Annotated in this window: 20 protein-coding genes; 9 read left to right on the forward strand and 11 right to left on the reverse strand. The window is 60.2% G+C overall.

Going from position 1 to position 24997, the window contains the following annotated elements:
• Nucleotide 1: 1 nt before the first annotated feature.
• From F6R97_RS01295 to pssA, 5 genes are all read right to left on the reverse strand, one after another.
• Nucleotides 2–1195, reverse strand: a complete 1194-nt coding sequence (locus tag F6R97_RS01295) for an acetyl-CoA C-acyltransferase (protein ID WP_315865868.1) — start codon at nt 1193–1195, stop codon at nt 2–4.
• A 12-nt stretch (nt 1196–1207) separates the two neighbouring features.
• Nucleotides 1208–1969, reverse strand: a complete 762-nt coding sequence (locus F6R97_RS01300; RefSeq protein ID WP_315865869.1) for an SDR family NAD(P)-dependent oxidoreductase — start codon at nt 1967–1969, stop codon at nt 1208–1210.
• Between the two features lie 16 nt (nt 1970–1985).
• Nucleotides 1986–3650, reverse strand: a complete 1665-nt coding sequence (locus tag F6R97_RS01305) for an AMP-binding protein (protein WP_038983235.1) — start codon at nt 3648–3650, stop codon at nt 1986–1988.
• A gap of 273 nt (nt 3651–3923) precedes the next feature.
• Entirely contained in the window at nt 3924–4940 is a 1017-nt protein-coding gene (locus F6R97_RS01310; protein ID WP_315865870.1) for an AraC family transcriptional regulator, read from the reverse strand.
• 289 nt (nt 4941–5229) lie between these two features.
• Nucleotides 5230–6573, reverse strand: a complete 1344-nt coding sequence (gene pssA, locus F6R97_RS01315) for a CDP-diacylglycerol--serine O-phosphatidyltransferase (RefSeq protein ID WP_315865871.1) — start codon at nt 6571–6573, stop codon at nt 5230–5232.
• A gap of 217 nt (nt 6574–6790) precedes the next feature.
• On the opposite strand from pssA, the gene F6R97_RS01320 reads away from it, so the two are divergent.
• Both F6R97_RS01320 and F6R97_RS01325 read left to right on the forward strand, forming a co-directional pair.
• On the forward strand, nt 6791–7354 hold the full coding sequence (locus tag F6R97_RS01320; RefSeq protein WP_315865872.1) for a TetR/AcrR family transcriptional regulator: 564 nt from the start codon (nt 6791–6793) through the stop codon (nt 7352–7354).
• 56 nt (nt 7355–7410) lie between these two features.
• Nucleotides 7411–7887, forward strand: a complete 477-nt coding sequence (locus F6R97_RS01325; protein ID WP_258622504.1) for a nuclear transport factor 2 family protein — start codon at nt 7411–7413, stop codon at nt 7885–7887.
• 121 nt (nt 7888–8008) lie between these two features.
• On the opposite strand, the gene sfnG is transcribed toward F6R97_RS01325, so the two are convergent.
• The gene (gene sfnG, locus F6R97_RS01330; protein ID WP_315865873.1) at nt 8009–9103 is read right to left on the reverse strand and encodes a dimethylsulfone monooxygenase SfnG; all 1095 of its coding nucleotides are present in this window, start codon (nt 9101–9103) and stop codon (nt 8009–8011) included.
• 357 nt (nt 9104–9460) lie between these two features.
• Between sfnG and F6R97_RS01335 the strand changes: the two genes are divergently transcribed.
• Both F6R97_RS01335 and F6R97_RS01340 read left to right on the forward strand, forming a co-directional pair.
• Nucleotides 9461–10702, forward strand: coding sequence for an acyl-CoA dehydrogenase family protein (locus tag F6R97_RS01335; RefSeq protein ID WP_315865874.1), 1242 nt, complete (start codon nt 9461–9463; stop codon nt 10700–10702).
• A gap of 254 nt (nt 10703–10956) precedes the next feature.
• Entirely contained in the window at nt 10957–11736 is a 780-nt protein-coding gene (locus F6R97_RS01340; RefSeq protein ID WP_315865875.1) for a TSUP family transporter, read from the forward strand.
• On the opposite strand, the gene nudC is transcribed toward F6R97_RS01340, so the two are convergent.
• Nucleotides 11704–12534 (reverse strand): NAD(+) diphosphatase, encoded by an 831-nt coding sequence (gene nudC / locus F6R97_RS01345; protein WP_123361213.1) that lies wholly within the window; start codon nt 12532–12534, stop codon nt 11704–11706. The genes F6R97_RS01340 and nudC overlap by 33 nt on opposite strands.
• 6 nt (nt 12535–12540) lie before the next feature.
• On the reverse strand, nt 12541–13353 hold the full coding sequence (locus F6R97_RS01350) for a crotonase/enoyl-CoA hydratase family protein (protein ID WP_315865876.1): 813 nt from the start codon (nt 13351–13353) through the stop codon (nt 12541–12543).
• A 344-nt stretch (nt 13354–13697) separates the two neighbouring features.
• On the opposite strand from F6R97_RS01350, the gene pncA reads away from it, so the two are divergent.
• The 3 genes from pncA (at nt 13698) to F6R97_RS01365 (ending at nt 15289) form a co-directional block, all read left to right on the forward strand.
• Nucleotides 13698–14327, forward strand: a complete 630-nt coding sequence (gene pncA / locus F6R97_RS01355; RefSeq protein ID WP_315865877.1) for a bifunctional nicotinamidase/pyrazinamidase — start codon at nt 13698–13700, stop codon at nt 14325–14327.
• A gap of 414 nt (nt 14328–14741) precedes the next feature.
• Nucleotides 14742–15026 (forward strand): DUF3077 domain-containing protein, encoded by a 285-nt coding sequence (locus F6R97_RS01360; RefSeq protein ID WP_315865878.1) that lies wholly within the window; start codon nt 14742–14744, stop codon nt 15024–15026.
• Nucleotides 15023–15289, forward strand: a complete 267-nt coding sequence (locus F6R97_RS01365) for a short-chain dehydrogenase (RefSeq protein WP_315865879.1) — start codon at nt 15023–15025, stop codon at nt 15287–15289. The genes F6R97_RS01360 and F6R97_RS01365 overlap by 4 nt, the downstream gene beginning before the upstream one ends.
• A 148-nt stretch (nt 15290–15437) precedes the next feature.
• Here the strand turns inward: F6R97_RS01365 and F6R97_RS01370 are convergent, their stop codons facing one another.
• The 3 genes from F6R97_RS01370 to F6R97_RS01380 all read right to left on the reverse strand — a co-directional run bounded on the left by F6R97_RS01370 (nt 15438) and on the right by F6R97_RS01380 (nt 20326).
• Complete coding sequence (locus F6R97_RS01370; RefSeq protein WP_315865880.1) at nt 15438–17888, reverse strand: Ig domain-containing protein; 2451 nt, start codon at nt 17886–17888, stop codon at nt 15438–15440.
• Between the two features lie 430 nt (nt 17889–18318).
• On the reverse strand, nt 18319–19620 hold the full coding sequence (locus F6R97_RS01375) for an ATP-binding protein (protein ID WP_315865881.1): 1302 nt from the start codon (nt 19618–19620) through the stop codon (nt 18319–18321).
• A 4-nt stretch (nt 19621–19624) separates the two neighbouring features.
• Nucleotides 19625–20326 carry a response regulator transcription factor gene (locus F6R97_RS01380; RefSeq protein WP_315865882.1) on the reverse strand — a complete coding sequence of 234 codons (702 nt, stop codon included), beginning with the start codon at nt 20324–20326 and terminating at the stop codon, nt 19625–19627.
• A gap of 293 nt (nt 20327–20619) precedes the next feature.
• On the opposite strand from F6R97_RS01380, the gene F6R97_RS01385 reads away from it, so the two are divergent.
• Nucleotides 20620–21777: an efflux RND transporter periplasmic adaptor subunit gene (locus F6R97_RS01385; RefSeq protein ID WP_315865883.1), complete on the forward strand. Its 1158-nt coding sequence runs from the start codon at nt 20620–20622 to the stop codon at nt 21775–21777.
• A 15-nt stretch (nt 21778–21792) separates the two neighbouring features.
• Nucleotides 21793–24891 carry an efflux RND transporter permease subunit gene (locus F6R97_RS01390; RefSeq protein WP_315865884.1) on the forward strand — a complete coding sequence of 1033 codons (3099 nt, stop codon included), beginning with the start codon at nt 21793–21795 and terminating at the stop codon, nt 24889–24891.
• Nucleotides 24892–24997: the final 106 nt, after the last annotated feature.

A 24997-nucleotide genomic window follows, 5' to 3' on the forward strand; every position in this document is an offset into this window, starting at 1 on the left:
CTTAGTACAGGCATTCCACAGCCATGGCCGTGGCTTCACCGCCACCGATGCAGATCGCTGCAACACCGCGTTTCAGGCCTTTCTGGCGCAAGGCCGAGAGCAAGGTCACGAGGATCCGCGCGCCGGACGCACCGATCGGGTGACCCAAAGCGCAGGCACCACCGTGGACGTTGATCTTCTCGTGGGGGATTTCCAGTTTGGTCATGGTCACCAGACTGACCACCGCAAAGGCTTCATTGACTTCGAACAATTCGACTTCGTCCAGGGACCAGCCGGTTTTCTTCATCAGTTTCTTGATCGCGCCCACCGGTGCCACCGGGAACAGCCCCGGTGTGTCGGCAAATGCAGCGTGACCATGAATCACCGCCAGCGGTTTCAGGCCTTGTTTCTCTGCTTCGGAACGGCGCATCAGCACCAATGCCGCCGCGCCGTCGGAGATCGAACTGGAGTTTGCCGCGGTCACGGTGCCGCCATCGCGGAACGCCGGTTTCAGCGAGGCGATCTTGTCCAGCTTGGCTTTCGGCGGCTGTTCGTCGTGGCTGATCAGCACCTGTTCTTTGCCGACGGTCACGGTGAGCGGCACGATCTCGGCGGTGAAGCGGCCGTCCTTGATCGCCTGTTGCGCGCGGGTGGTCGAAGCAATGGCAAACGCGTCCTGAGCTTCACGGGTAAAACCGTTGGTTTCAGCGCAATCCTCGGCGAAGGTGCCCATCAGGCGGCCCTTGTCGTAGGCGTCTTCAAGACCGTCGAGGAACATATGATCGAGCACGCGGCCGTGGCCCATACGGTAACCGCTGCGGGCGCGGTCCAGCAGGAATGGCGCGTTGGACATGCTTTCCATACCGCCAGCGACAACCACATCGGCACTACCGGCGATCAGCATGTCGTGAGCCAGAATCGTGGCTTCCATGCCCGAGCCGCACATCTTGTTCAGTGTCGTGCAACGGGTCGATTTATCCAGCCCGGCGCCGAGTGCCGCTTGCCGCGCCGGCGCCTGGCCGAGGCCGGCGGAGAGCACGCAGCCGAACAGCACTTCTTCTACGGATTCAGGGGCGATACCGGCGCGCTCAACGGCAGCACGAATAGCTGCGGCGCCCAGTTGCGGCGCGGTCAGGCTCTTCAGTTCGCCCTGGAAACCGCCCATCGGGGTGCGGACGGCGCTGACAATAACAATCGGATCGTTGGAAAGTGTCATGTTTAATCCTCCTTATTTGGCGGCCATGCGCAGGGCACCGTCGAGACGGATCACCTCACCGTTAAGCATGCTGTTTTCTATGATATGCCTGACCAGCGCGGCGTACTCGCTCGGCTTGCCCAGGCGCGGTGGGAACGGCACGCCGGCGGCCAAGGATTCGCGCACTTCCGGGGTCATACCGGCCATCATTGGCGTTTCGAAAATGCCCGGGGCGATGGTCATCACGCGGATGCCGAAGCGCGCCAGTTCACGGGCGGCGGGCAAGGTCAGGCTGACAATCGCGCCTTTCGACGCCGAATACGCGGCCTGACCGATCTGGCCGTCGAAGGCCGCGGCCGATGCGGTGTTGATGATCACCCCGCGCTCACCGTCTTCGTCGGCTTCGGTTTCGGCAATCGCCGCCGCTGCCAGGCGCAGCATGTTGAAGCTGCCGATCAGGTTAACGTTGATCACCTGGCTGAAACTGGCCAGTGCATGGGGGCCATTCTTGCCGAGGATCTTCTCGCCACGAACGATGCCGGCGCAATTGACCAGACCATTAAGGCCGCCAAAGGCTTTGACCGTCGCCTGCACCGCCGCTTGCGCAGCCGCTTCATTGCTGATATCCGCCACCACGCTTTGCGCGCCAAGACGTGCAGCCTGAGCCGCGACGGCTTCGGCGTTCATGTCCACCAGCATCACTTTGGCGCCGGCAGCCACCAGCATTTCAGCGGTGGCGGCACCGAGGCCAGAGGCACCACCGGTGATGAGAAAAACCTTGTTTTCGATCTGCATCATTGTTTCCTTGGATTCAAGCTGAAACGTTCTTCGCGGTGGCCTCTTGAGCCTTGGCGATTTCCTGGTTGCGCAAGATAAAGCGCTGCAATTTGCCGCTTGGGGTTTTCGGCAATTCGCTGACAAATTCGATTTCACGGGGGTACGCGTGCGCCGCCAGACGCTTGCGCACGTGTTGGCGCAGCTCTTCGGCGAGTGCAGGTTCGGCGCGGTATTGCGGACTGAGCACAACGAAGGCTTTGACCAGCTCGGTGCGCTCCGGGTCGGGCTTGCCAATTACGGCGGCTTCGACCACTGCCGGGTGTTCGATCAGCGCGCTTTCCACGTCGAACGGGCCAACGCGATAGCCGGAGGTGGTAATCACGTCGTCGCTGCGGCCGACGAAGCTGATGCTGCCGTCCGGGTTCCACTCGACGGTGTCGCCGCTCAGGTAATAGTTGCCGACGAAGGCCTTGGTCGGTGCGCCTTCGTAGCCGCCGAACCAGCACATCGGCGATTGGGTACGGTCGATGGCCAGGATTCCTGGCTGGCCGACGCCGAGCTCTTTGTATTCGTCATCCAGCACTACGATGCGGTGACCCGGCGAGGCGAAACCGGCAGCGCCGACGTGCACCGGATGATCGAGGCCGTGGTGGTTGCACAAGACCATGCCCAGTTCGGTCTGGCCGTAATGGTCGTGGATCACCACGCCGAGGTTATCGGCGAACCAGCGGATCACTTCCGGGTTCAGCGGCTCGCCGGCGCTGCTGACAATACGCAGTTTGCCCTTGATCGAGCGGGCGAACTCGTCGCCACCGGCAATCAGCAAGCGATACGCGGTCGGCGAACCGGTGAGGTTGGTGATCCCGTATTTGTTGATCACCCGACAGGTGCTTTCGAGGGTGAACGGGCCATCGTAAAAGGTGATCGGATGCCCCATCGCCATCGGCCCGGTGACGCCGAAATAGATGCCGTAGGCCCAGCCCGGGTCGGCGACGTTCCAGAACGCGTCTTCAGGGCGCAGGTCCACCGCGTCACGGGTGTAACTCTGGAACGCGACGATCGCCTTGAGCGGTACCGACAACGCTTTCGACGGGCCGGTGGTGCCCGAGGTGAACATCAACAGGAACGGGTCTTCGCCGGTCAGTAATACCGGTTCGCAGACGTTGGAGTAGTTCGCCAGTTCGGCCCAGAAACTGAAGTCGCCACGCACGATGCCCTGGCCCTTGGGCCCGCCAACGGTGACGATAGTCGGGCAGTCAGCCACTTCAGCGAGTTTCGGGCGATTGACCGCATCGGTCACCACGACGGCGGCACCGGAGCTGTTGAGGCGATGTTCGATGGCTTTCGGGCCGAAGGCGGTAAACAGCGGCTGATAGACCGCGCCGATGCGCCAGGTGGCGAACACGGTGATCAGTAATTCGATATTGCGTGGCAAGAGGCCGGCGACTTTATCGCCCTTCTTCACGCCCTGGGCCAGCAGGAAATTGGCAAACCGCGCGGCCTTGTCCTGCAAGTCGCTGAAGGTGTAGGTCGCGCTGGCACCGTCGCGGCCTTCCCAGAACAGCGCGATGCGCCCCGGCAAGGCATGCCGGTCGCAACACTCGACGCAGGCATTGAGCGCACTCAACGACCCTGTGAGCGCGGCATCGACGGTGTGCTGATAATTGAACTGTGACGTAGCAGACAAGTAATCGCGCATTGCCAGAATCCCTGTGTATTTTTATTAGGTTGGGGAACCGTAAATAACAGGCAAATACTCGCTCTGCGCGGGGCGCGGGACAATGGTCAAAGCTATCAAGTTGTGTGACTGGTTTGGCCAAGGTTCAAGGGATGCGTCGCCTGAACGGACGCCATCGCGGGCAAGCCCGCTCCCACAGGTTTTGCGGCGTGTACAACATTTATGGTCACCGCATATCACTGTGGGAGCGGGCTTGCCCGCGATGGCGCCGGCTCAGGCACCACACAATCCGGATCAACTGGCTTCGTTAAGAATCAAACTCCGATAATGCCCCGGATTGGACCCCGACCACTTGCGAAACGCCTTGTAGAACGAACTCGCATCGGCAAACCCCAAACGAGTAGCGATTTCGGCGAAGCTGATAGCCGGTTCGGCCAACCAGACAATGGCCAGTTCCTTACGCACGCTGTCCTTGAGTCCCTGATACGTCTGCCCCTCTTCAGCCAGGCGGCGGCGCAGGGTCGAGGCCGACATGCACAGTTGCTGCGCCAGCGCCTCGGTTTCCGGCCAATGCTCGGCAGGCAGTTGCCGCAGATCGTGCTTGATCCGACTGGCCAGACTCTCCGGATCGCGGTACTTGACCAGAATGTTCGCCGGCGCATGGGCGAGGAATCGCTTCAATTCTTCAGCGCTGCGCTTGATCGGCAAATCCAGGCAATCGGCCGAGAAAATCATCCGCGTGCGCGGCCGGTCGAACCGCAGGTTCTCGGAGAACATCACCCGATAGTCATCGCAAAAATCCGGCGCCGGGCAACGCAACTCAATGGCCAGAATCGGTATCCGCCGCCCCGCCAGCCAGCAGGCCACGCCATGCACGATCATCCAGTAAGTGAAATAGGTGAAGGCGCGGCGCGGGTCTTCGTCGTCTTCCAGCAGGACGATTTCCGCCAGGCTTTGCTGGCGAACCAGTTGCGCGGGCATGCGTTCTAGCATCAACGACAGGAAGCTCAGGCCCGAAGTCAACCCGGCGGCCAGGCTCGGCTGGACCATCGAGCAGCGACACAGAAACTCCAGGCTGCCGGACTTGAGCTTGCGCGGGTCCATGCCAAAAAACTCATCGTCCCCGCGCCGGGCCAGCAAGCGCCACAACCGTGCATAGGCGGTGGCCGGAACACGGGCGTCGGTGGTTTCCAGCAACGCCGGATCAATGCCGACCTTGTTCAACACCTCTTCGGTGGCAGCGCCCGGGGCGCAACTTTGCAACAGCGCTTCACGCACCAGTTGAATGGAGATGGTGTCTTTTTCCGACATTGACCGTGGCGAGCCTTGTTGTTTGAGTGGTGGGCATATTAGCGCAGCCACCAGCCCGGTGCAGATCCCTGTGGGCAGCCTAAATCCATGTGGGAGCGGGCTTGCTCGCGAAGGGGCCATAACAGTCAACATTGATGTCGCCTGACACACCGCTTTCGCGGGCAAGCCCGCTCCCACAGTGGATTTGAGTGATGCACAATTGTGTGACCGACACATAACTCACTGTGGGAGCGGGCTTGCTCGCGAAGGCATTCTCACCGGCGACACACCCGCCCCGCCGTGTTAACCCTCACAAAATCCGATACAACAACCGCTCGATCCGTACCCGACTCACACGCTTGAGAAACTTGGCCACTCCCGCCGGGTAATCCGGCAGCGTTTCCAGATCCTGATACCGCTCGATTCGGCTGGTGTGCTGGAAAATCTCCGTCAGCTCATTATCACGCGGCTCCAGCAATTCACCTTTCGGATCATCGATCAGCAACGCGTTTTCCAGGTCGAGTCGGAACGCTCGGGGATTGAGGTTATTGCCGGTCAGCAAGGTGTAGCGCTGATCGATCCACATGCCCTTGAGGTGATAGGTGTTGTCGCCATCCTTCCACAAATGCAGGTTCAACTTGCCACTGTCGATGCTGCGCTGATGCCGTTTGGCGAAGCGTCGCAGGCTGATCTCGTAAAGGTACGGCAGCGCCGCGATCACCTTGAACGGCTCGGTGGGCGGAATGTAGAAGTCGTTGGCGGTTTTGTCGCCGACGATGATGTCGATCTTCACACCACGAGCCAGGGCCCGGTTGATTTCCCGGGTCACTGCCAGCGGCAGGTTGAAGTATGGGGTGCAGATGGTCAGCTGATGTTGAGCGCTGGCGATCAGTTCGCAGATCACCCGACTCAACGGGTTGTTCTTGCCCACACCGAGCAATGGACTGACCGATAAACCGCCCTTCGCCGTGCTGCCCACCGTGGTGTCGTACGCCGCGTGCTTGAGGCGGCTGCGCAGGTCACCGATGTCGTTGCGCAGGCTGCGGGTGGTCGGCAGGTTTGGCAGGTCGAGGCGATGCACCGCTTTTGAGGCAATCAGACCATGCTGAATCAGGTGCTGCATCGAATCGGCCAGCGCATGATTCTGCAGCAGGTGATAACGGTCGAAGCGGTACTTGTCGAATTTGTGCAGGTAAACGTTGTTCAAGCTCGCGCCGCTGTAGAGCACGCAATCGTCGATCACGAAGCCCTTCAAATGCAGCACGCCGAACAGCTCGCGGGTCTGCACCGGCACGCCGTACACCGGCACCACGCTTTCGTGGGTGCGGGTCGTTTCCTGATACCAGGCCGAGTTACCCGGCTGCTTGCCGGCACCGATCAAACCGCGCTGGGCACGCAGCCAGTCCACGACCACCACCACGTCCAGTTCCGGGCGCGCCAGTTTGGCGGCGTGCAGGGCATCGAGGATTTCCTGCCCGGCCTCATCCTGTTGCAGGTACAGCGCGACGATATAGATGCGCTGGGTTGCCTGGGCGATTTGTTCCAGCAGGCAACGACGGAACTCGGCGGCGCCAGAGAGGATGGTGACGGCATCGGCGGTCAGCGGAAAACTGCGCAGTTTAGGCAGCAGAGAGCGTTTGAAAAGCGACGGCATAGGGCTCGCAAAGGGTCGAATCCGAAGAGTCCGAGAGCTTACACCATGGATGGGTTTGGGTCTTGTTACTGTCTGTAATGGCCTCTTCGCGGGCAAGCCTCGCTCCTACGGTTGATTGCATTCCTCTGTAGGAGCGAGGCTTGCCCGCGAAGGCAATTTCACAGTCGCCAAAAATAATTTATTGACCAAGAAGAACGATCATTCTACTGTTCGCAACATGAACGAAATCACTAGCAACGACACACGCGACATCATTCTGGATGTCACCGAAAAGTTGATCTACAAAAGTGGCATCGCTGCCACCGGCATGGATCTTCTGGTGAAAACCGCCGGCGTTTCCAGAAAAAGTATTTACCGCTACTTCGCCAACAAGGAGGAGCTCACCGTCGCGGCCTTGCAACGCCGCGATGTGCGCTGGATGAATTGGTATCGAAGCGAAGTCGGCAAGGCGCAAACCCCAGCCAAGCGGCTGCTCAACCTGTTTACCGTGCTCAAGACCTGGTTCGACTCCGAAGGCTTTCGCGGTTGCGCATTCATTAACACCAGCGGCGAAACCGGCGATGCGCAAGACCCGGTTCGCCTGGTCGCCAAAGACCACAAACAGAAGCTGCTCGACTACGTGCGCAAGCTCTGTACCGAACATGGCGCACACGACCCGGAGACGCTGGCCAAACAGCTGCTGATCCTGATCGACGGTGCCATTACCGTAGCGCTTGTGATGGGTGATCACAGTGCCGCCGATAATGCGCAATGCATGGCGCGAAAGTTATTGGACCTGTAACACTTTTAATAAGCCCGACAACGTGCTTGAACGTTAATTTGATAGGGAGACTTTATATGTCTACTGCCGAAGTTCGTCCGCCATTGCCGCCGTTTACCCGTGAATCGGCCATCGAAAAAGTTCGCCTGGCCGAAGACGGCTGGAACTCCCGCGACCCGGAACGGGTGTCCCTGGCCTACACCCTGGACACCCAGTGGCGTAACCGCGCCGAGTTCGCCCATAACCGTGAAGAAGCCAAAGCTTTCCTGACCCGTAAATGGGCCAAGGAACTGGATTACCGGCTGATCAAGGAACTCTGGGCCCATGGCGACAACCGTATCGCCGTGCGTTATGCCTACGAATGGCATGACGACTCGGGCAACTGGTTCCGTTCCTATGGCAACGAGAACTGGGAGTTCGACGAGAACGGCTTGATGTTCAACCGTTACGCCTGCATCAACGACATGCCGATCAAGGAAAGCGACCGCAAGTTCCACTGGCCGCTGGGCCGCCGGCCGGATGATCACCCAAGTCTTTCCGACCTCGGTCTGTAACTTCACCGAAATCCACTGTGGGAGCGGGCTTGCCCGCGATGGCAAAGTTACAGACAACTTATTTGTTGAATGTGAAACCGTCATCGCGGGCAAGCCCGGCTCCCACAGGGTTTTATGGTGTTCAGGCGACCGCAGTCTGATGCCTGATAGCCGCTTTGGCCTCCAGCTCCCTCACCAACGGCAACACCCGCTTCCCGAAGTATTCCACCTCTTCCTGAAAGTGCAGAAACCCCGCCAGCACCAAATCCACGCCCACTGCTTTCAACGCGACGATCCGCTCGGCGATCTGCTGTGGCGTGCCAATCAAATTGGTCTTGAAGCCATCGTTGTACTGCACCAGGTCTTCAAACGTCGATTTGGCCCAGTTGCCCTCACCCTCGGGCGATGCCCTGCCCGCCTGTTTCGCTGCATCGCCAAAGGCATTCACAGCTTCGGGGTCGGCCTGATCGATGATCTGCGCCAACACCGCCCGCGCCTCTTCTTCGGTGTCGCGAGCGATGACAAAGGCATTCACGCCGACCTTCACCGAATGATTGTTCGCGGCCGCTTTCGTGCGAATGTCATCGACCTGGGCCTTGATGCCTTCGGGGGTGTTGCCGTTGGTGAAGTACCAGTCCGAAACCCTCGCCGCCATGTCCCGGGCCGCACGGGAGCTGCCGCCCTGAAAGACTTCCGGCTGGCCCAGCGGTTTGGGTTTGAGGCTGTAGTTGTCGAAGCGGTAGAAGTCGCCGCGAAAGGTAAAGTTGTCCTGGGTCCAGATGCCCTTCAATGCGCGAATAAATTCTTCGGAGCGGCGATAACGTTCATCGTGCTCCAGCCAGTGTTCACCGATAGCCTGAAACTCGCCCTTGAACCAGCCGCTGACAATGTTCACCGCCACCCGGCCGTTGGTGAGTTGATCGATGGTTGCCAGTTGCTTGGCCGCCAGCGCCGGTTGCCATGGCCCCGGCAGGATCGCGGCGATGACTTTCAATTTTGTGGTGGCGGCCAGCAGCGCATGGCTGAAGGCAACGGATTCATGCTGGAACTCGGCGCCATAACCGGCGGTGAAACGAATCTGGGTCAGGGCATATTCGAACCCCGCCTCTTCGGCCAGTTGCGCCAGTTTGCGGTTGTAGTCGATGCCCCAGTGGGTGCGCTGCTCGATCTTGCTGACCACCAGCCCGCCACTGACGTTCGGTACCCAGTAGGCAAATTTGACGGCTTGCTGACTCATTGGCGTGTCCTCGGGTTTTCAGGGAAGTCCTGAGGCCAGAGCAGCAACCGTGCCAGCGCTGAATCACGATTTGTGACACTACCGTCTTGAGTCGAGCGAGATCCCTGTGGGAGCGGGCTTGCTCGCGAAAGCGGTATGCCAGCCAATAAAGATGTTGAATGTTAAACCGCCTTCGCGAGCAAGCCCGCTCCCACAGGGATCCGGGTGCACCTGAAGCAATTTGCTGATGCACTGTTGGCACAGCAACAATTCAGGCCACGCCGACATCCACAACATCCAATAAACCAAGGTCTGCGAGCTTCGGCATGGACCGTGCAATCCCCTATGGTACTCACTGCCGTCCCAAGGAGCTGTCCCATGACCGAACATCAAGTAATCAACCCGCTGTCCATCGGCGCCGACTATGAAGCGCTGGCCGCACGTTTTCGGCCAATCTTCCAGCGCATCGCCGCCGGTGCCGTTGAACGCGAACAAACCCGCAGCCTGCCTTACGAACCGATTCAATGGCTCAAGGAGGCTGGCTTCGGCGCGGTGCGGGTGCCGGTTGAATACGGCGGTGGCGGCGCGTCTCTGCCGCAGTTGTTCGAATTGCTGATCGAACTGGCCGAAGCCGATTCCAACGTACCCCAAGCCCTGCGCGGGCATTTCGCCTTTGCCGAGGACCGTTTGAACTCACCGCCGGGGCCGGGCCGGGATCTGTGGTTCAAACGCTTTGTCGAGGGTGACATCGCCGGCAATGCCTGGACCGAAATCGGCGCCGTGACGATCGGAGATGTGATTACCAAGGTCTCGCCCCACGGCGATCGGTGGCGGCTCAACGGCGAGAAGTTCTACAGCACCGGTAGTATTTTCTCTGACTGGATCGACGTCTATGCCCAGCGCAGCGATACCGGCGGCGATGTGATCGCCGCCGTCCGCACACGCCAACCGGGAATTGTGCAGAGCGATGACTGGGACGGTTTCGGCCAGCGCACCACGGGCAGCGGCTCCTCGCGGTTTATCGAGGCTGAAGTGGACGCCGAGAACATCATCGACTTCGCTACCCGCTTCAAATACCAGACGGCGTTTTATCAATTGGTGCTGCTGGCGACCCTGGCCGGAATTGGCCGTGCCGCGTTGCGCGATGTGGCGCATCAGGTGCGCGAGCGTAAACGCATCTACAGCCATGGCAATGCACAACGGGTCAGCGAGGATTCGCAAGTGCAGCAGGTGGTGGGTGAAGTGGCGGCGTGGGTGTATGCCGCCGAAGCCAGTGCGTTGAAGGCTGCGCAACCGGCACAACGGGCTTATCTGGCGCGGTTCTCCGGGGATGAAGCGCTGGAGCGCGCGGCGAATGTGGCAGCGGAGATTGAGTCGGCCAAGGCTCAGGTAGTAGTCTCGGAATTGATCCAGCGCGCGACCACGGCGCTGTTCAATGCCTTGGGCGCTTCGGATGTTCGTGAAGGCAAATCGCTGGACCGGCATTGGCGCAATGCGCGGACCGTGTCATCGCACAATCCGGTGATCTACAAGGCGAGGATTGTCGGGGACTGGGCGATTAACGGGACTGAACCGCCGTTTGTGTGGCAGATTGGTAATGGGCCGCAGCACAAAATCTAAGGTTGCACGCAATCCCTGTAGGACCTGGCGAAGCCTGCGATCTTTTGACTTTGCTCTGTTTTTTCAAGATCAAGATCAAAAGATCGCAGGCTTCGCCAGCTCCTACAGAGACTGTGTGCAGCCATGACAATTGGGCCGTACCCGATCATGCGCATGCATTGCGCCAGACCGGTCGCCGCAGAGTTGGGATATGGGTAAGATACCGGCCTTCCTCGCAGCCCCTCTTCCTGCGCCCTGCCGAATAAGCCCATTCCATGCCTTTCGAACTCAGCGTTGACCTCACTACCCTGGCCGTTCTGGCCCTCGTCGCTTTCATTGCCGGTTTCATCGACGCCATCGCCGGCGGTGGCGGTCTGTTGACCACTCCGGCGCTGCTGACCGCCGGCCTGCCGCCGCACCTGGTGCTGGGCACCAACAAGCTCAGTTCGACCTTCGGCTCGGCCACTGCCAGTTTCACTTTCTACCGACGCAAGCTGTTCCATCCTCGGCAATGGACGCACGCCATCGTCGGCACGTTGGTGGGTGCTCTCACCGGCGCCGTGGTCGCTCATTACTTGCCCGCGGAATGGCTGAACAAGATGCTGCCGGTGATCGTTTTCGCCTGCGGCCTTTATCTGTTGTTCGGCGGCACACCGAAGGCGCCGCTGGACAGCGACGCACCAATCAAGAAAAAGTGGCAATCGAGCCAAGGCTTCAGCCTCGGCTTCTACGACGGTGTGGCCGGACCGGGAACGGGGGCGTTCTGGACCGTCAGCAGCCTGCTGCTCTACCCCATCGACCTGGTCAAGGCCAGCGGCGTGGCGCGCAGCATGAACTTCGTCAGCAACATTGCGGCGCTGTCGGTGTTCATATTTTCCGGGCAGGTGGACTGGATCATCGGCCTGAGCATGGGCCTGTCGGTGATGGTCGGCGCCTTCTTCGGCGCGCGCACCGCCATCAGCGGCGGTGCGAAGTTCATTCGCCCGGTGTTCATCACCGTGGTGCTCGGCTTGACCGTCCGGTTAGCCTGGCAGCACTGGTTCAGCGTGACCTAAGCGCCGCGCCACATAGACGTCGATCAGGTAACGGGCAATCGAGCGAGACGCCGGCAACGGCGGCAGCTCGTGCACGTTGAACCACTGGGCGTCTTCGATCTCGTCTTCCTGACAGACAATCTCGCCCCCGGCGTACTCGGCGTGAAAACCGAGCATCATCGAATGCGGGAACGGCCAGCATTGACTGCCCATGTACTGGATGTTCTTGACCTCGATCTGCACCTCTTCGCGGACCTCGCGAATCAGGCAATCCTCGGCCGACTCGCCCGGCTCGGCAAACCCCGCCAAGGTGCTGTAGACCCCGGTGACAAAACGTGGCGAACGGGCCAGCAGAACTTCGTCGCCACGGGTCACCAGCACGATCATGCTCGGTGAAATGCGCGGATAGTGGCGTATATCACACGGTTCACAGTACATCGCCCGCTCACGCGGCACCTGGCTCATCACCTGCCCGCAATTGCCACAAAAACGATGTTCACGGGCCCAGGTACCGATTTGCGCGGCATAGCCTAGAACCTTGTAAACGGTGTGATCGCCCTCGAGCATGAACGCTCGCAGGCCTTTCCAGTTACAGCCCGGCACTTCGCTGTGACTGCGCAGCTCCAGCAGGTAGACCGGTTCGCCATCCAGGTGACCGATGCCATGCTCGGCGAGAATCGACAGGTCCTGGCGCTTGAGCCATTCGCGTGGAAACAGCGCGCCATTGTCATCGAACAAAAAGCCTTCAGGGCTGCGTGCCACGGCCCAACCGCCGGGTTGATCGGTGTCCAGTACTGCAGTGGTCCAGCGTGAAATCATGTTTAATCAATCCAGAAATTCGGGTTTCTGTTTGCTCATATGGGCGGCCATAGCCACGCGCAGATCGGTAGATTGCAGCATGGCGGCGTTCCAGGTGGCGACGTATTCGAGGCCGTCGTCGATGCGATGGTCACGCATGTAGCTGATCATCTCTTTGGTGCCGGTGATAGCAATCGGCGACTTGCTGGCAATTTCACGGGCAATGCCCATCACGCCTTCAAGCAGGCTGGCGGTGTCGCTGTAGACGCGATTGACCAGGCCGATGGTGCGCGCTTCGTCGGCGCCAAAGGTGCGACCAGTGTAAGCCAGTTCACGCAGCATGCCGTCACCGATTATCCGTGGCAAGCGTTGCAAAGTGCCCGCATCGGCTGCCATGCCGATGTCGATTTCCTTGATGGAAAATTGCGCGTCCTCGGCGGCGTAACGCATATCGCAGGCCGAGATCAGGTCAATGGCGCCGCCCAGGCAATAACCCTGAATCGCCGCCAGCACCGGTTTGCGGCAGTTGTCGACGGCATTGAACGACGCTTGCAGCGCGAGGATCTTGCGCCGTAGGAGGCGCGCATTGCGGCCGACATCCTTGCCCAGTTCATTGGCCACACCGGCCAGCATCATCAGGTCGATACCGGAAGAAAAATGCTTGCCAGCACCACTGAGTACCACCACCCGGACTTCGTCGGTATCGTCGATCCACTGGAAAATCTCGATGATCTCGCTCCAGAACGCGGCGTTCATCGAATTGATCTTTTCCGGGCGGTTGATCTGCACATGGGCGATGTTATCGGCCAGTTCGACGCTGAAGGCGGTGTATTGAGGCATGGCAGTGATCCTTTACCGGGCAGAATATGAGGCCCGAACTATAACAAGGCATCAGTGCCGGCAGTAAGGCAGCGGTTCGGCCAAATGCGGGACTGGCTTCAGCTTCTTTAGCGTCTGGACCGGCCTCTTCGCGGGCAAGCCTCGCTCCTACAGGGGAATGGTGTCGGATACATAACGTGCGACCGACACATAACCTGTAGGAGCGAGGCTTGCCCGCGAAGGCCACACCGCCGATCCAACTGCCCCTCACTGTCACAAACGCAGCCATTTAATAAATCCGACTTAGCACGCGAGCAAAGTTGTCACTATGCTTGCACCTGACTTTCCAAGGAGGAACCCCACCCATGCCAATTTCTTCACGTGCAGCCCTACTGGTTATCGACGTACAGAACGACTTCATCCCCGGCGGTCAATTACCGGTGCCGGAGGGCGACCTGATCGTGCCCTTGATCAACCGACTCGGCCGGCAGTTCAAACAGGTCATCATCGCCCAGGACTGGCACCCGCCTGGCCATGCCTCGTTCGCATCCAGCCACCCCGGTCGCAAACCTTACGACGTGATCCAGTTGCCTTACGGCGAGCAGACGCTCTGGCCTGAGCATTGTGTGCGAGCCACACCTGGCGCCGAGTTCCACGCGGAACTGGACCTGCCCCACGCCCAATTGATCATCCGCAAGGGCTGTAATCCGGACATCGACAGCTATTCGGCGTTTCTGGAAGCGGATCGAACCACGACCACAGGCTTGGCCGGATACCTTAAAGAGCGCGGCATCGACACGGTTTACATGGTCGGGCTGGCACTGGATTTCTGCGTGATGTTCTCTGCGCTGGACGCGCGGGCGGCGGGGTTCAATGCGTTTGTGGTGATGGATGCGTGTCGGGCGATTGACCTGAAAGGGTCGTTGGCGGCAGCAATTGACCGGATGCAGGTGGCGGGGGTTGGGTTAATTCCATCAACCGAAATACTCGGTTGAACGCTTAATAATCTGTGACTGGTGATTCCCTGTGGCGAGGGGGCTTGCCCCCGTTGGGTCGCGAAGCGGCCCCCTACATTTCTTCAGTCACATCGCGGATGCAGGATTAGCGACTGCTTCGCAGCCGAACGGGGGCAAGCCCCCTCACCGCAGCTGCTACAGACGCGCGACCAGATCGAGCGGGTTGACTGCCTTTACCTCACTCCCTATCCTCGCGCCTGTCACGACTCATTCGTGATGGGGTTTGACGGCTCCACTTTTTCCTAGGACCTTGCGCAGCGCTATGGCAGCTGTGCGTGGGGCACTTTCGAGTGCGCCGGGTTTCCTAGGACCGGTCCGTCAACCTGCGTACAGTTGCCACCCAAAATCGTTTGACGGCGATTACGTGGCAGCTCCACTTCCTAGGAGATGCACATGACCGATTCCACCACAAAATCCACTCCCTTCGCCCGCTGCGACCACGTCGACCATCATCTGTTCGCCGTCCAACCCGACATCCCAATACTCGACGCACTCGAACACGCCTCGGTCTACCTGAGCTGCGCCGAAGCCCTCGCCCATCAAGTCCCCTCCGCCACCCACCCTGAACATTGCGCCTCGTTACGCTGGGCCAGCCAGCAAATGCTCGGTATCGCCCGGTCATTGGTGCAAGCTTCAATCGACGGTTTGCACGCCGCCCAAGCAGGAGGTGAAGCATGAACCCGCACATGCCGATGACCAACAACGATTGCGACATCCCGGTTTTTTTGGTCGCCACTCAGGCGCCACTGGATGTGCTGCACAGCAATGCCGCCACCCGTTTTCTGGCAGTCACGCAAATGATGGAAAGCCTGGCCAATCTCGACATCACCCGCGCCAGCGGCGCAGACGTGCAGCAGATTGCTCACGCGGCGGCGATGATGCTGCGTGATGGGTGTGATGTGATGGATGTGTTGGGCCGGCAGATTCGGGCGCTGGACTGAAGCACGAAATGGCTCTTTGCTAGTGCCGTCCCTGTGGCGAGGGAGCAAGCTCCCTCGCCACAGGGACGGCACTGAAATCAGGTTTCGTTGTTAATAAATCCGTCCCGTTTTCCACAATGGGGAGCGGATGAGCAGAGTCTTTCCGTGTTTAAACTAGGAGTGCGATGCCGCGACATGGTGCCCCCCCCGGAGAACCACCAAACCAAAACACGAAAGGTGGGTGAGGCGATGCACCGATGAACCTATAGGCAGAGCCTGAATAAAGACCGGGATAAAACCGTTCATATGGTCTAGGTAGCGCTACACCATATGATGTAGCCAAAAGACCGGATATTTCGCTCAAAGCATCTTCGGCAATGAGTATGGCTTCATTAGTTGTTGCCCATGCGCTTAAAGAAACAAGGTCGTGTTCATTAAATTTTTGTGATGAAATAATAAGCTTACGAACATTTGAAGCAACCACCGTAAAACTCACGCTGGCACTGGCGGCATCAGTAACGGTGATGGTGGCTGTGCCATTGCCGGTGCTGCGCACGAGACCTTTTTCATCCACGCTGGCGATGCCGGAATCGGACGAGGCATAGCGGTACGGCGGCGTCCCCCCCCAAGCCTGACGCCGCTCGGTCGACCCGATCGGATCCGCAATACGCAGCCACGGATGCAGAGGGTCAGTGAGGGTTGCGTTAGAAGCGCTGAGAATCAGTGTCGAGGTGTCGATCACAAGTTTAGGCGTGGCCATGATGGTGTATCTCCTGATGGGGGCGGTCACTGCATGCTGTTCGTCGAGGCTGCCGGCAAAGCCAATCTTGAATTCAATGCTCAATTCCGAGCCGTCTTTCAGGCCTTGAAGTTCGGCCACGGGGGCCAGGGGAAACATGCCGTTGGGAACGCCTTCGGGCGGCAGCGGGGTGGCCAGGTAGGTCGTGTGGGTGAACGGTTTGTCATCGTCCAGGGTGCCCGTGTAGCGCAGCCACAGCGTCTGGCCCGCGGCGATCAACAGCCAGGCCGCCATCCGGGTGCGCGCATCGTCTTCCAGCTTGGTCACATTCAGCTCATCCCCTTCGGCCCCGTCGATACTGGGGGTCGGCAGTCTCACATCCCCATCCGCAATCTTCAGCACATTCAACTTCACCGATGGTGACATCGCCACTGGCTGCCCACCTCGATTCAGGCTCCACCGCAGCTCAATCGTCTTGCCATGACGCGCAGCCAGAAACGCTGCGTTCAGAACTGTATTCGTGCGGTGGTTTTGGTTGAACGCCACCAACGGAAACGGTGCAGAACCTTGCGGCGGATTAACTTCAACCAATCGCGCCTTATCCCCGACCAGCGATTCAAGGAACTCAACTCGAATAGTCACTCCATTCGGATAAGCCAGCGGATCAATCGGGTCGATCGCTGGCGCCAGCAGAGACGCCGGCGCTAAAACGATCTCACCCTCTCCGATCACCTGCGCGGTGGCGGTATTGGAGCGGCCGATCACGTCCCCTTCTCTGAGCAATTCGTACGTCACCGTCACCCGGCCGCCGCTAATTACCTTGTCGTTGCCCACCCGCAGCACGCAGGGCTTTTTCTGCCCGAATTCGTCAACCTCGACGACCCCGTTCACCGTCACCACGATGTCGGGCTGGCCGTCGATTTTGAGGATGTAGCTCACCTCAATCCTGTCCCCCGCCCGGAAGCGGTTGTCGGCCGTCACGACGATCACCAACAGCGGATTGCCCGCCAGTTTGTCCAGATCGATGGTGCCGGGCTCATCCGTTGGGTCGTTCTCTTTTTCCCGCACGATCGGCGCCGGCAGGCGGGTACCGGCCAGGTCCTCGTTCACGGTTTGTGAGGCTGACCATACCGCGTCAGTGTCCGGCGTGTTGCCACACTGGTCGGTGACGGTAATGGAAAAATCGAGCTTTTGATTCGTCCTCTTGGCCTTGTCCAGATAGGCGCGGGTTACGGTGAAGCACACCGTGATCGGGATTGCCGAGCCCGGATCGGGCGGCTGCGGCGCTTCGTCCTGGCTGACCCGATACGCCATGATCTCGCCGTTACACTTCAGGCTGATCAGGTCGTAGGCCCGGCAATACGGGTAGGACACGCACACCTGCGCACTGACGAAATCGGGGCCGACGACGTTCTTGATCACGTCGGGTAACAACAGTTTCAGTTCGGAATGACCGTCAACATCCGGAAACCGATCCTTCAGACCGGGGCGGAACTCGTTGTAGAGCATGGTCAATGGCGGCTGGGAGATGCCGATGTTCTGGCTGCCGCGCTTGAATAAGTAGTACAACTCGTTGAGTAGATCCGGATGCAACCGGCCTTTGGGGATGCGCAGGTTCTGGGTGGCGTTCACGTCTGAAATGATTTTGGTATCGAGGGGCGCTGGGTCGCCAACCAATCGCAGTTCCACGGAATCACCGATATCTATCGTGCCCGGCAACGGCGGAGGGACTTTGGCGGTGGCGCCCCCACCGTCAGATACCAGATCGTAAACCGCCAAGGCGATGGCAATGTCGGCACCTTCGACCGGTTCTGTGGAGCCCACCACTTGGGGCGGATACAGGGCGAGGATGGTGTTATCGGGCGAGACGGGAATAGTCATGGCGGCTCCTGCGAAAGTGGTGTGCAGGGGTCATCAAACGCCAGCGAGGGCGGATTGGCTACTGTCAGATCTGACAGGTAAATGATTGTTTTCGACAAGTGGTCGAGATTTCGAGCGCGGGTGATGCCCTGTGGCGAGGGGCTTGCCCCCCCCCGTGGGGTCGCGAAGCGGCTCCCGGCATCTCTTCATTCAAATCGCGGGTGGCGGATTGGCGACTGCTTCGCAGCCGAACGGGGGCAAGCCCCCTCGCCACAGTTGTAGCAGCTGCCGAGCCTGCGAGGCTGCGTTCGAGGACGAAGTCCTCGCAATCCCGGCGAACACGGTCTTCCTGAAAGAATCGGTTGTCTGACTCTACGACTGCTGCGCAGCCGAACGCAGCCTCGCAGGCTCGGCAGCTGCTACGGTCGGATTTCGGCCTGGTTGACCAGCACTAGACAGGTGTCGGCAACCACAACCGAAACCGCGCGCCCCCCAGCGGCGACGCTTGCGCAGTGAGTGTGCCGCCCTGTGCTTCCGCCGCCCGGCGGCTGATCGCCAGCCCCAGACCAAATCCGCCAGTGGCGCGATCCCGACTACGATCCAGCCGATAAAACGGCTCGAAAATCCGCTCCCGCTCTTCCTCCGGAATGCCGATGCCATCGTCATCCACCCAGATTTCACAGCCCTTGGCGCACACCTGCACACCGATCTGAATCCGTTTTTCGCAATAACGCATGGCGTTACGCAGCAGGTTCTGGATCGCCCGGGCGGTCAATCGCGGGTCCAGCGAGAAGCGTTCCAGTTGGCCGTGAAGCAGCACGTCGATAACGATTTCCGGGGATTCCAGTTCTTCGTCGACACTGCCGAGGATGCTGTCGATGAACTCATCCAGCGACACATCGACCTGTTCCGGCAGCCGCGCCGGGTTTTGCAATCGGCTATAAGACAGCAATTCCAGCACCAGCTCATCCAGTTCGCGAATGTGCGCGACCAAGCCTTGCAGACGTTCGCGGCTGGTAGCCGGCAAGTCGTCGGACAGCGCCAGCGCCAAGCCGAAATCCAGCCGCGTCAGTGGCGTACGCAGTTCGTGGGACACGGCGTTGAGCAGATCGCGTTGCTGGTTGAGCAGGTTTTCGATGTCGCCGGCCATGGTGTCGAACACGTGGGCCAGGCTGCCGATGTTGGAACTGGGGGAAATCTGCGTGCGCTCGCTCAAGTGGCCCTTGCCGAAGCGTTCGGCGGTGCCTTTGAGGCGTTCCAGGTCGCGCCAGTGCGGTCGCAACCACAGCAACAGACAGGCGAGCATGGTCGCGCCGATCAGTACGTTGATGCTCCAGTACAACCAACTGACGTCCGTCGGGTCCGGCGGCACGACCATTTTCACCACCATCTGCTCGTTCAATGGTGCCACCGCCAGAGTACGCCAGCCCCAGTCACCGATGCGCACGACGTTTTCCCCGCGCTGCAAGCGCGCACGTTCATCCAGGGTAAATTCGGCGTCGTCGTTGCGGGCCAGCACAATGTTCAGCGGCTGGAACTCCTTGTCCATCTCGGCCGCCAGTGCCGGCCACTGCTCTGAAGGCACGGCGCGAAACTGCTTGGCAATCAGCGTTTGCAAACCTCGGGAGTAATCGAGGTTGTAGGTTACGAAGCGCTCATGAAAGACCTGGATCACCAGGTCCGGCACCAGGTAGATCGCCGCGCTGAACGAGACAATGGTTACCAGGTAGAGGCGAAACAGGATTCTGAACATCGACTCAGCATTCCCACTCGGAGCGGCTGAACAGGTAGCCCTTGCCCCATACGGTTTTGATCTTGCGCGCTTCGCCGGCGTGGTCGTCGAACTTGCGCCGCAGCTTGGAGATGGCCACGTCCACCGAGCGGTCGGTGCCGTTGAATTCGATACCGCGCAAGCGTTGCAGAATCTGGTCGCGGCTCAGTACTTCGCCGGCATGCCGGGCCAGCACCACCAGCAAGTTGTATTCGCCGCTGGACAACTCGACCAGTTGCTCGCGCCAGGTCACGGTGCGCTCGGACAGGTCGATGCACAGATTGCCCATGAGAATGCGGTCGTTGGCGGTCATCGGTTCGCTGAGGCTGCTGCGGCGCAGCAAAGTCCGCACCCTGGCCAGCAACACCCGTGGCTCACAAGGTTTGGTAACGTAGTCGTCGGCGCCCATCTCCAGGCCCAGCACTTGATCGTGGCTGTCGTCGCGGGCGGTGAGCATCAGGATCGGTAAGGTCGCCGAATCGGCTCGCAGCAGGCGGCAGACTTGCAAGCCGTCCAGCCCCGGCAGCATCAGATCGAGAATCACCAGGTCCGGAGGATTGACCCGCGCCCGTTCGCGCACATGGTCGCCACGGCTGATCACGCTGACGCAATAGCCGTTGCGTTCCAGGTAGCTGGCAATCAGTTCGGAGAGCGCGTTGTCGTCTTCGACCAGGAGGATGTTGGGCATGGGTGTTTCCAGAAAGTGCAGTGGCGCCGGAGAGATCGTCATCGCGGGCAAGCCCGCTCCCACAGTGGTCGGTGATGTTCACAAAATCTGTGTCCACATCAAATCCCTGTGGGAGCGGGCTTGCCCGCGATAGCGGTACATCTGTCGCAATAAATTTCAAGGCGCCAAGGATATACGCCCTCACGCGCCCATGAGCAAAACCCTTACACAATTTCACACAGCGCCTACAAAGCTTCACCGCTACCCTCGTCGGCCCCCCGTAGGATACGGGAGGTCATTATTGGGGTATTTACATGTCAAAGAATCTGCTTGCCCGGCTCAGCCTGATTGCATTGGCGTTGACGCTGAGCGCCTGTGACCAGTCCTCGACCGCCGAAGAACAGGCGCCGCTGGCCACCGTGCGGATCGAAACCATTGAAGCGCGGCCGCTGTCGATCAGCAGCGAACTGAGCGGGCGGATTGTCGCGCCACGCATCGCTGAAGTCCGTGCCCGTGTGGCCGGCGTGGTGCTGCAGCAGGCCTTCCGTGAAGGCAGCGACGTGAAAAAAGGCGACGTTCTGTTCCGTATCGACCCAGCGCCGTTCAAGGCAGACCTGGACAGCGCCGAAGCCGCATTGCGCAAAGCCGAGGCCAATGCGTTCCAGGCCAGACTGCAAGAGCAGCGCTATGCCCAGTTGATCGAAGGCAACGCCATCAGCGGCCAGGATTACGACAATGCTCGCGCCAGTGCCCGGCAGACCGCCGCCGATGTCGCCGCCAACAAAGCCGCCGTGGAGCGGGCGAAACTGAACCTGGGTTACGCCACTGTCACCGCACCGATTTCCGGGCGCATCGGCCGAGCGCTGGTGACCGAAGGCGCGCTGGTTGGGCAGAACGAAACCACGCCGCTGGCACTGATTCAGCAGTTGAACCCGATCCACGCGGACCTGACGCAATCGACCCGTGAACTCAACGACCTGCGTCGCGCGTTCCGTTCCGGCCAGTTAAAGGAAGTGGGCCAAGGTCAGGCCAAAGCCACGTTGATTCAGGACGATGGCAGCCTCTACCCGCTGCCGGGCAAGTTGCTGTTCACCGATATCACCGTCGACCCGGGCACCGGCCAGATCATTCTACGCAGCGAGTTTCCCAACCCGGACCTCGACTTGCTGCCGGGCAGCTTCGTTCGCGTGCGTCTGGAGCAAGCGTTCATTCAGCAAGGCATCAGCGTGCCGCAACGGGCCATCCAGCGTGACAGCGCCGGCATCGCCCAAGTGCTGCTGCTCGACGCCGAGCAGCGCGTAGGCCAGCAACCGGTAGAACTGGGCGCCGTGCAGAACGATCGCTGGATCGTCACCCACGGTCTCAAGCCCGGCGACCGCATCGTCACTGAAGGCCTGCAACATGCGCGCCCCGGTGAAAAAGTCCAGATAGATGACACCCCTCTTCCACTTGCCCAGGTTTCTGGTCAGTAAGCAGGACGCTTTTTTATGCCGCAGTTCTTTATCGACCGCCCGGTGTTTGCCTGGGTGGTCGCCCTGTTCATCCTGCTGGCCGGTGCGCTGGCCATCCCGCAGTTGCCGGTGGCGCAGTATCCCAACGTCGCGCCACCGAAAGTCGAAATTTTCGCCACCTACCCGGGCGCTTCGGCGCAGACCGTGGACGAAAGCGTGGTCAGCCTGATCGAGGAAGAGCTCAACGGCGCCGACCATCTGCTGTATTTCGAATCCCAGAGCAGCCTCGGCAGCGCCACCATCACCGCGACGTTCCAGCCGGGCACTGACCCGGAGATGGCGCAGGTCGATGTGCAAAACCGCCTCAAAGTGGTTGAGTCGCGCTTGCCGCAAGCGGTGACTCAACAGGGCTTGCAGGTGGAGAAAGTCTCCGCCGGTTTCCTGCTGCTGATCACCCTCACTTCCAGCGATGGCAAGCTCGACGACGTAGCGCTCAGCGATTACCTCGCGCGTAACGTGATGAACGAGATCAAGCGTCTGGACGGTGTCGGCAAGGCGCAGTTGTACGGTGCCGAGCGGGCGATGCGGATCTGGATCGACCCGCAGAAACTGATTGGCTTCAACCTGACCCCGGCCGATGTCAACGCCGCCATCGTTGCGCAGAATGCTCAGGTTTCCGCGGGCAGCATCGGCGACTTGCCGACCCGTACCACGCAGGAAATCACCGCGACCATTCTGGTCAAAGGTCAGCTGTCGACGCCTGAAGAATTCGCCGACATCGTGCTGAAGGCCAATCCTGACGGCTCCACCGTGCGCATCGGCGATGTGGCGCGGGTCGAGATCGGCAGTCAGGAATATCAGTTTTCCACGCGCCTGAACGGCAAACCATCGACCGCCGTCAGCGTGCAGCTGTCGCCGGGCGCCAATGCCCTGAGCACCGCGACGCTGGTGCGGGCGAAAATGGACGAACTGGCGCGCTACTTCCCGGCCGGCGTCGAGTACAAGATTCCGTACGACACCTCCCCCTTCGTCAAAGTCTCGATCACCAAAGTGGTCTACACCCTCGTCGAGGCAATGGTGTTGGTGTTTGCGGTGATGTTCCTGTTCCTGCAGAACATCCGCTACACGCTGATTCCGACGCTGGTGGTGCCGGTGGCGTTGATGGGCACGTTTGCAACCATGCTCGCGCTGGGCTTCTCGATCAACGTGCTGACCATGTTCGGCATGGTGCTGGCCATCGGCATTCTGGTGGACGACGCGATTGTGGTGGTGGAGAACGTCGAGCGGATCATGGCCACCGAGGGCCTGTCGCCCAAGGACGCGACGCGCAAGGCGATGAAGCAGATCACCGGGGCGATCATCGGCATCACCCTGGTCCTGGTGGCAGTGTTCATTCCGATGGCGTTCATGCAGGGCTCGGTCGGGGTGATTTACCGGCAGTTCTCGCTGTCGATGGCCACCTCGATCCTGTTCTCGGCATTTCTCGCCCTGACCTTGACCCCGGCGCTGTGCGCGACGCTGCTCAAGCCGATTGCCAAGGGCGAGCATCACGCCAAGGGTGGTTTCTTCGGCTGGTTCAACCGACGCTTCGAACAACTCACCGAGCGCTATCAGGGCTGGGTCGCGTATGCGTTGAAACGCACCGGCCGTTACCTGCTGATCTACGGCGTGCTGCTGATCGGTCTGGGGTTGTGCTTCAGTCGTCTGCCCTCCTCGTTCCTGCCGGTGGAAGACCAGGGTTACACCATCACCGACATTCAACTGCCACCGGGCGCGAGCAAGAATCGCACGGTGCAGGTGGTCGAACAGATCGAAGCGCACAACGCCACCGAACCGGGCGTCGGCGACAGCACGGTGATTCTCGGTTTCAGCTTCTCCGGCAGTGGGCAGAACGCCGCGCTGGCGTTCACCACGCTCAAGGATTGGTCGGATCGGGGTAGCGATGACTCAGCGAGTTCGATTGCCGACCGCGCCAACATCGCGCTAAGTCAGATCAAGGACGCCATGGCCTTTGCGGTGTTGCCGCCGCCGGTTGATGGCCTCGGCACGTCCAGCGGTTTCGAGTTCCGTCTGCAAGACCGTGGCGGTCTCGGCCATGCCACGCTGATGCAGGCGCGCAGCCAATTACTGGCCGCCGCCGAGAAGAGCCCGGTGCTGATGAACGTGCGTGAAAGCGCTCTGGCCGAAGCGCCGCAGGTGCAACTGGAAGTCGACCGCAAGCAAGCCAACGCCTTGGGCATTTCGTTTGCCGACATCGGCAACGTGCTGTCCACGGCGGTCGGGTCGGCCTACATCAACGACTTCCCCAACCAGGGACGGATGCAACGGGTGGTGGTCCAGGCCGAAGGCGATCAACGCAGTCAGGTCGATGATCTACTGAAGATTCACGTGCGTAACAACGCAGGGAAAATGGTGCCGCTGTCGGCCTTCGTCCGGGCCAACTGGACTCAGGGTCCGGCGCAGTTGACCCGTTACAACGGTTACCCGGCCATCAGCATTTCCGGCGAACCGGCGGCGGGTTACAGCACCGGCGAAGCCATGGCGGAAATCGAACGGCTGGTGGCGCAAGGCCCGGCCGGGTTGGGTCAGGAATGGACCGGGTTGTCGTTGCAGGAACGCTTGTCCGGCAGCCAGGCACCGATTCTGCTCGGGCTGTCGCTGCTGATCGTGTTCCTGTGCCTGGCGGCGCTGTACGAGAGTTGGTCGATTCCGACGTCGGTGCTATTGGTGGTGCCGCTGGGTGTACTCGGTGCAGTACTGGCCGTGACCCTGCGGGGGATGCCCAACGATGTGTTCTTCAAGGTCGGGCTGATAACCATCATTGGCCTGTCGGCGAAGAACGCAATCCTGATCATCGAGTTCGCCAAAAGCCTGTACGACGAAGGCCATGACCTGATCGACGCCACCCTGCAAGCCGCACGACTGCGACTTCGCCCAATCGTCATGACCTCGCTGGCATTCATTCTTGGCGTAGTACCGCTGGCAATTGCCACCGGGGCCAGCTCGGCGAGCCAGCAAGCCATCGGCACCGGGGTGATCGGCGGGATGATCACCGCGACCCTGGCAGTGGTGTTCGTACCGGTGTTCTTTGTGGTGGTGATGAAACTGGTGCGTAAATCCACCAAGCAGCACTGATTCCACCTGTAGGAGCTGCCGAAGGCTGCGATCTTTTGACTTTGCTTTTAAAGATCAAGATCAAAAGATCGCAGCCTTCGGCAGCTCCTACAAAAGCGGTGTCGCG

The sequence above is a fragment of the Pseudomonas sp. JV414 genome, from assembly GCF_032424305.1.
Taxonomy (GTDB): domain Bacteria; phylum Pseudomonadota; class Gammaproteobacteria; order Pseudomonadales; family Pseudomonadaceae; genus Aquipseudomonas; species Aquipseudomonas lini.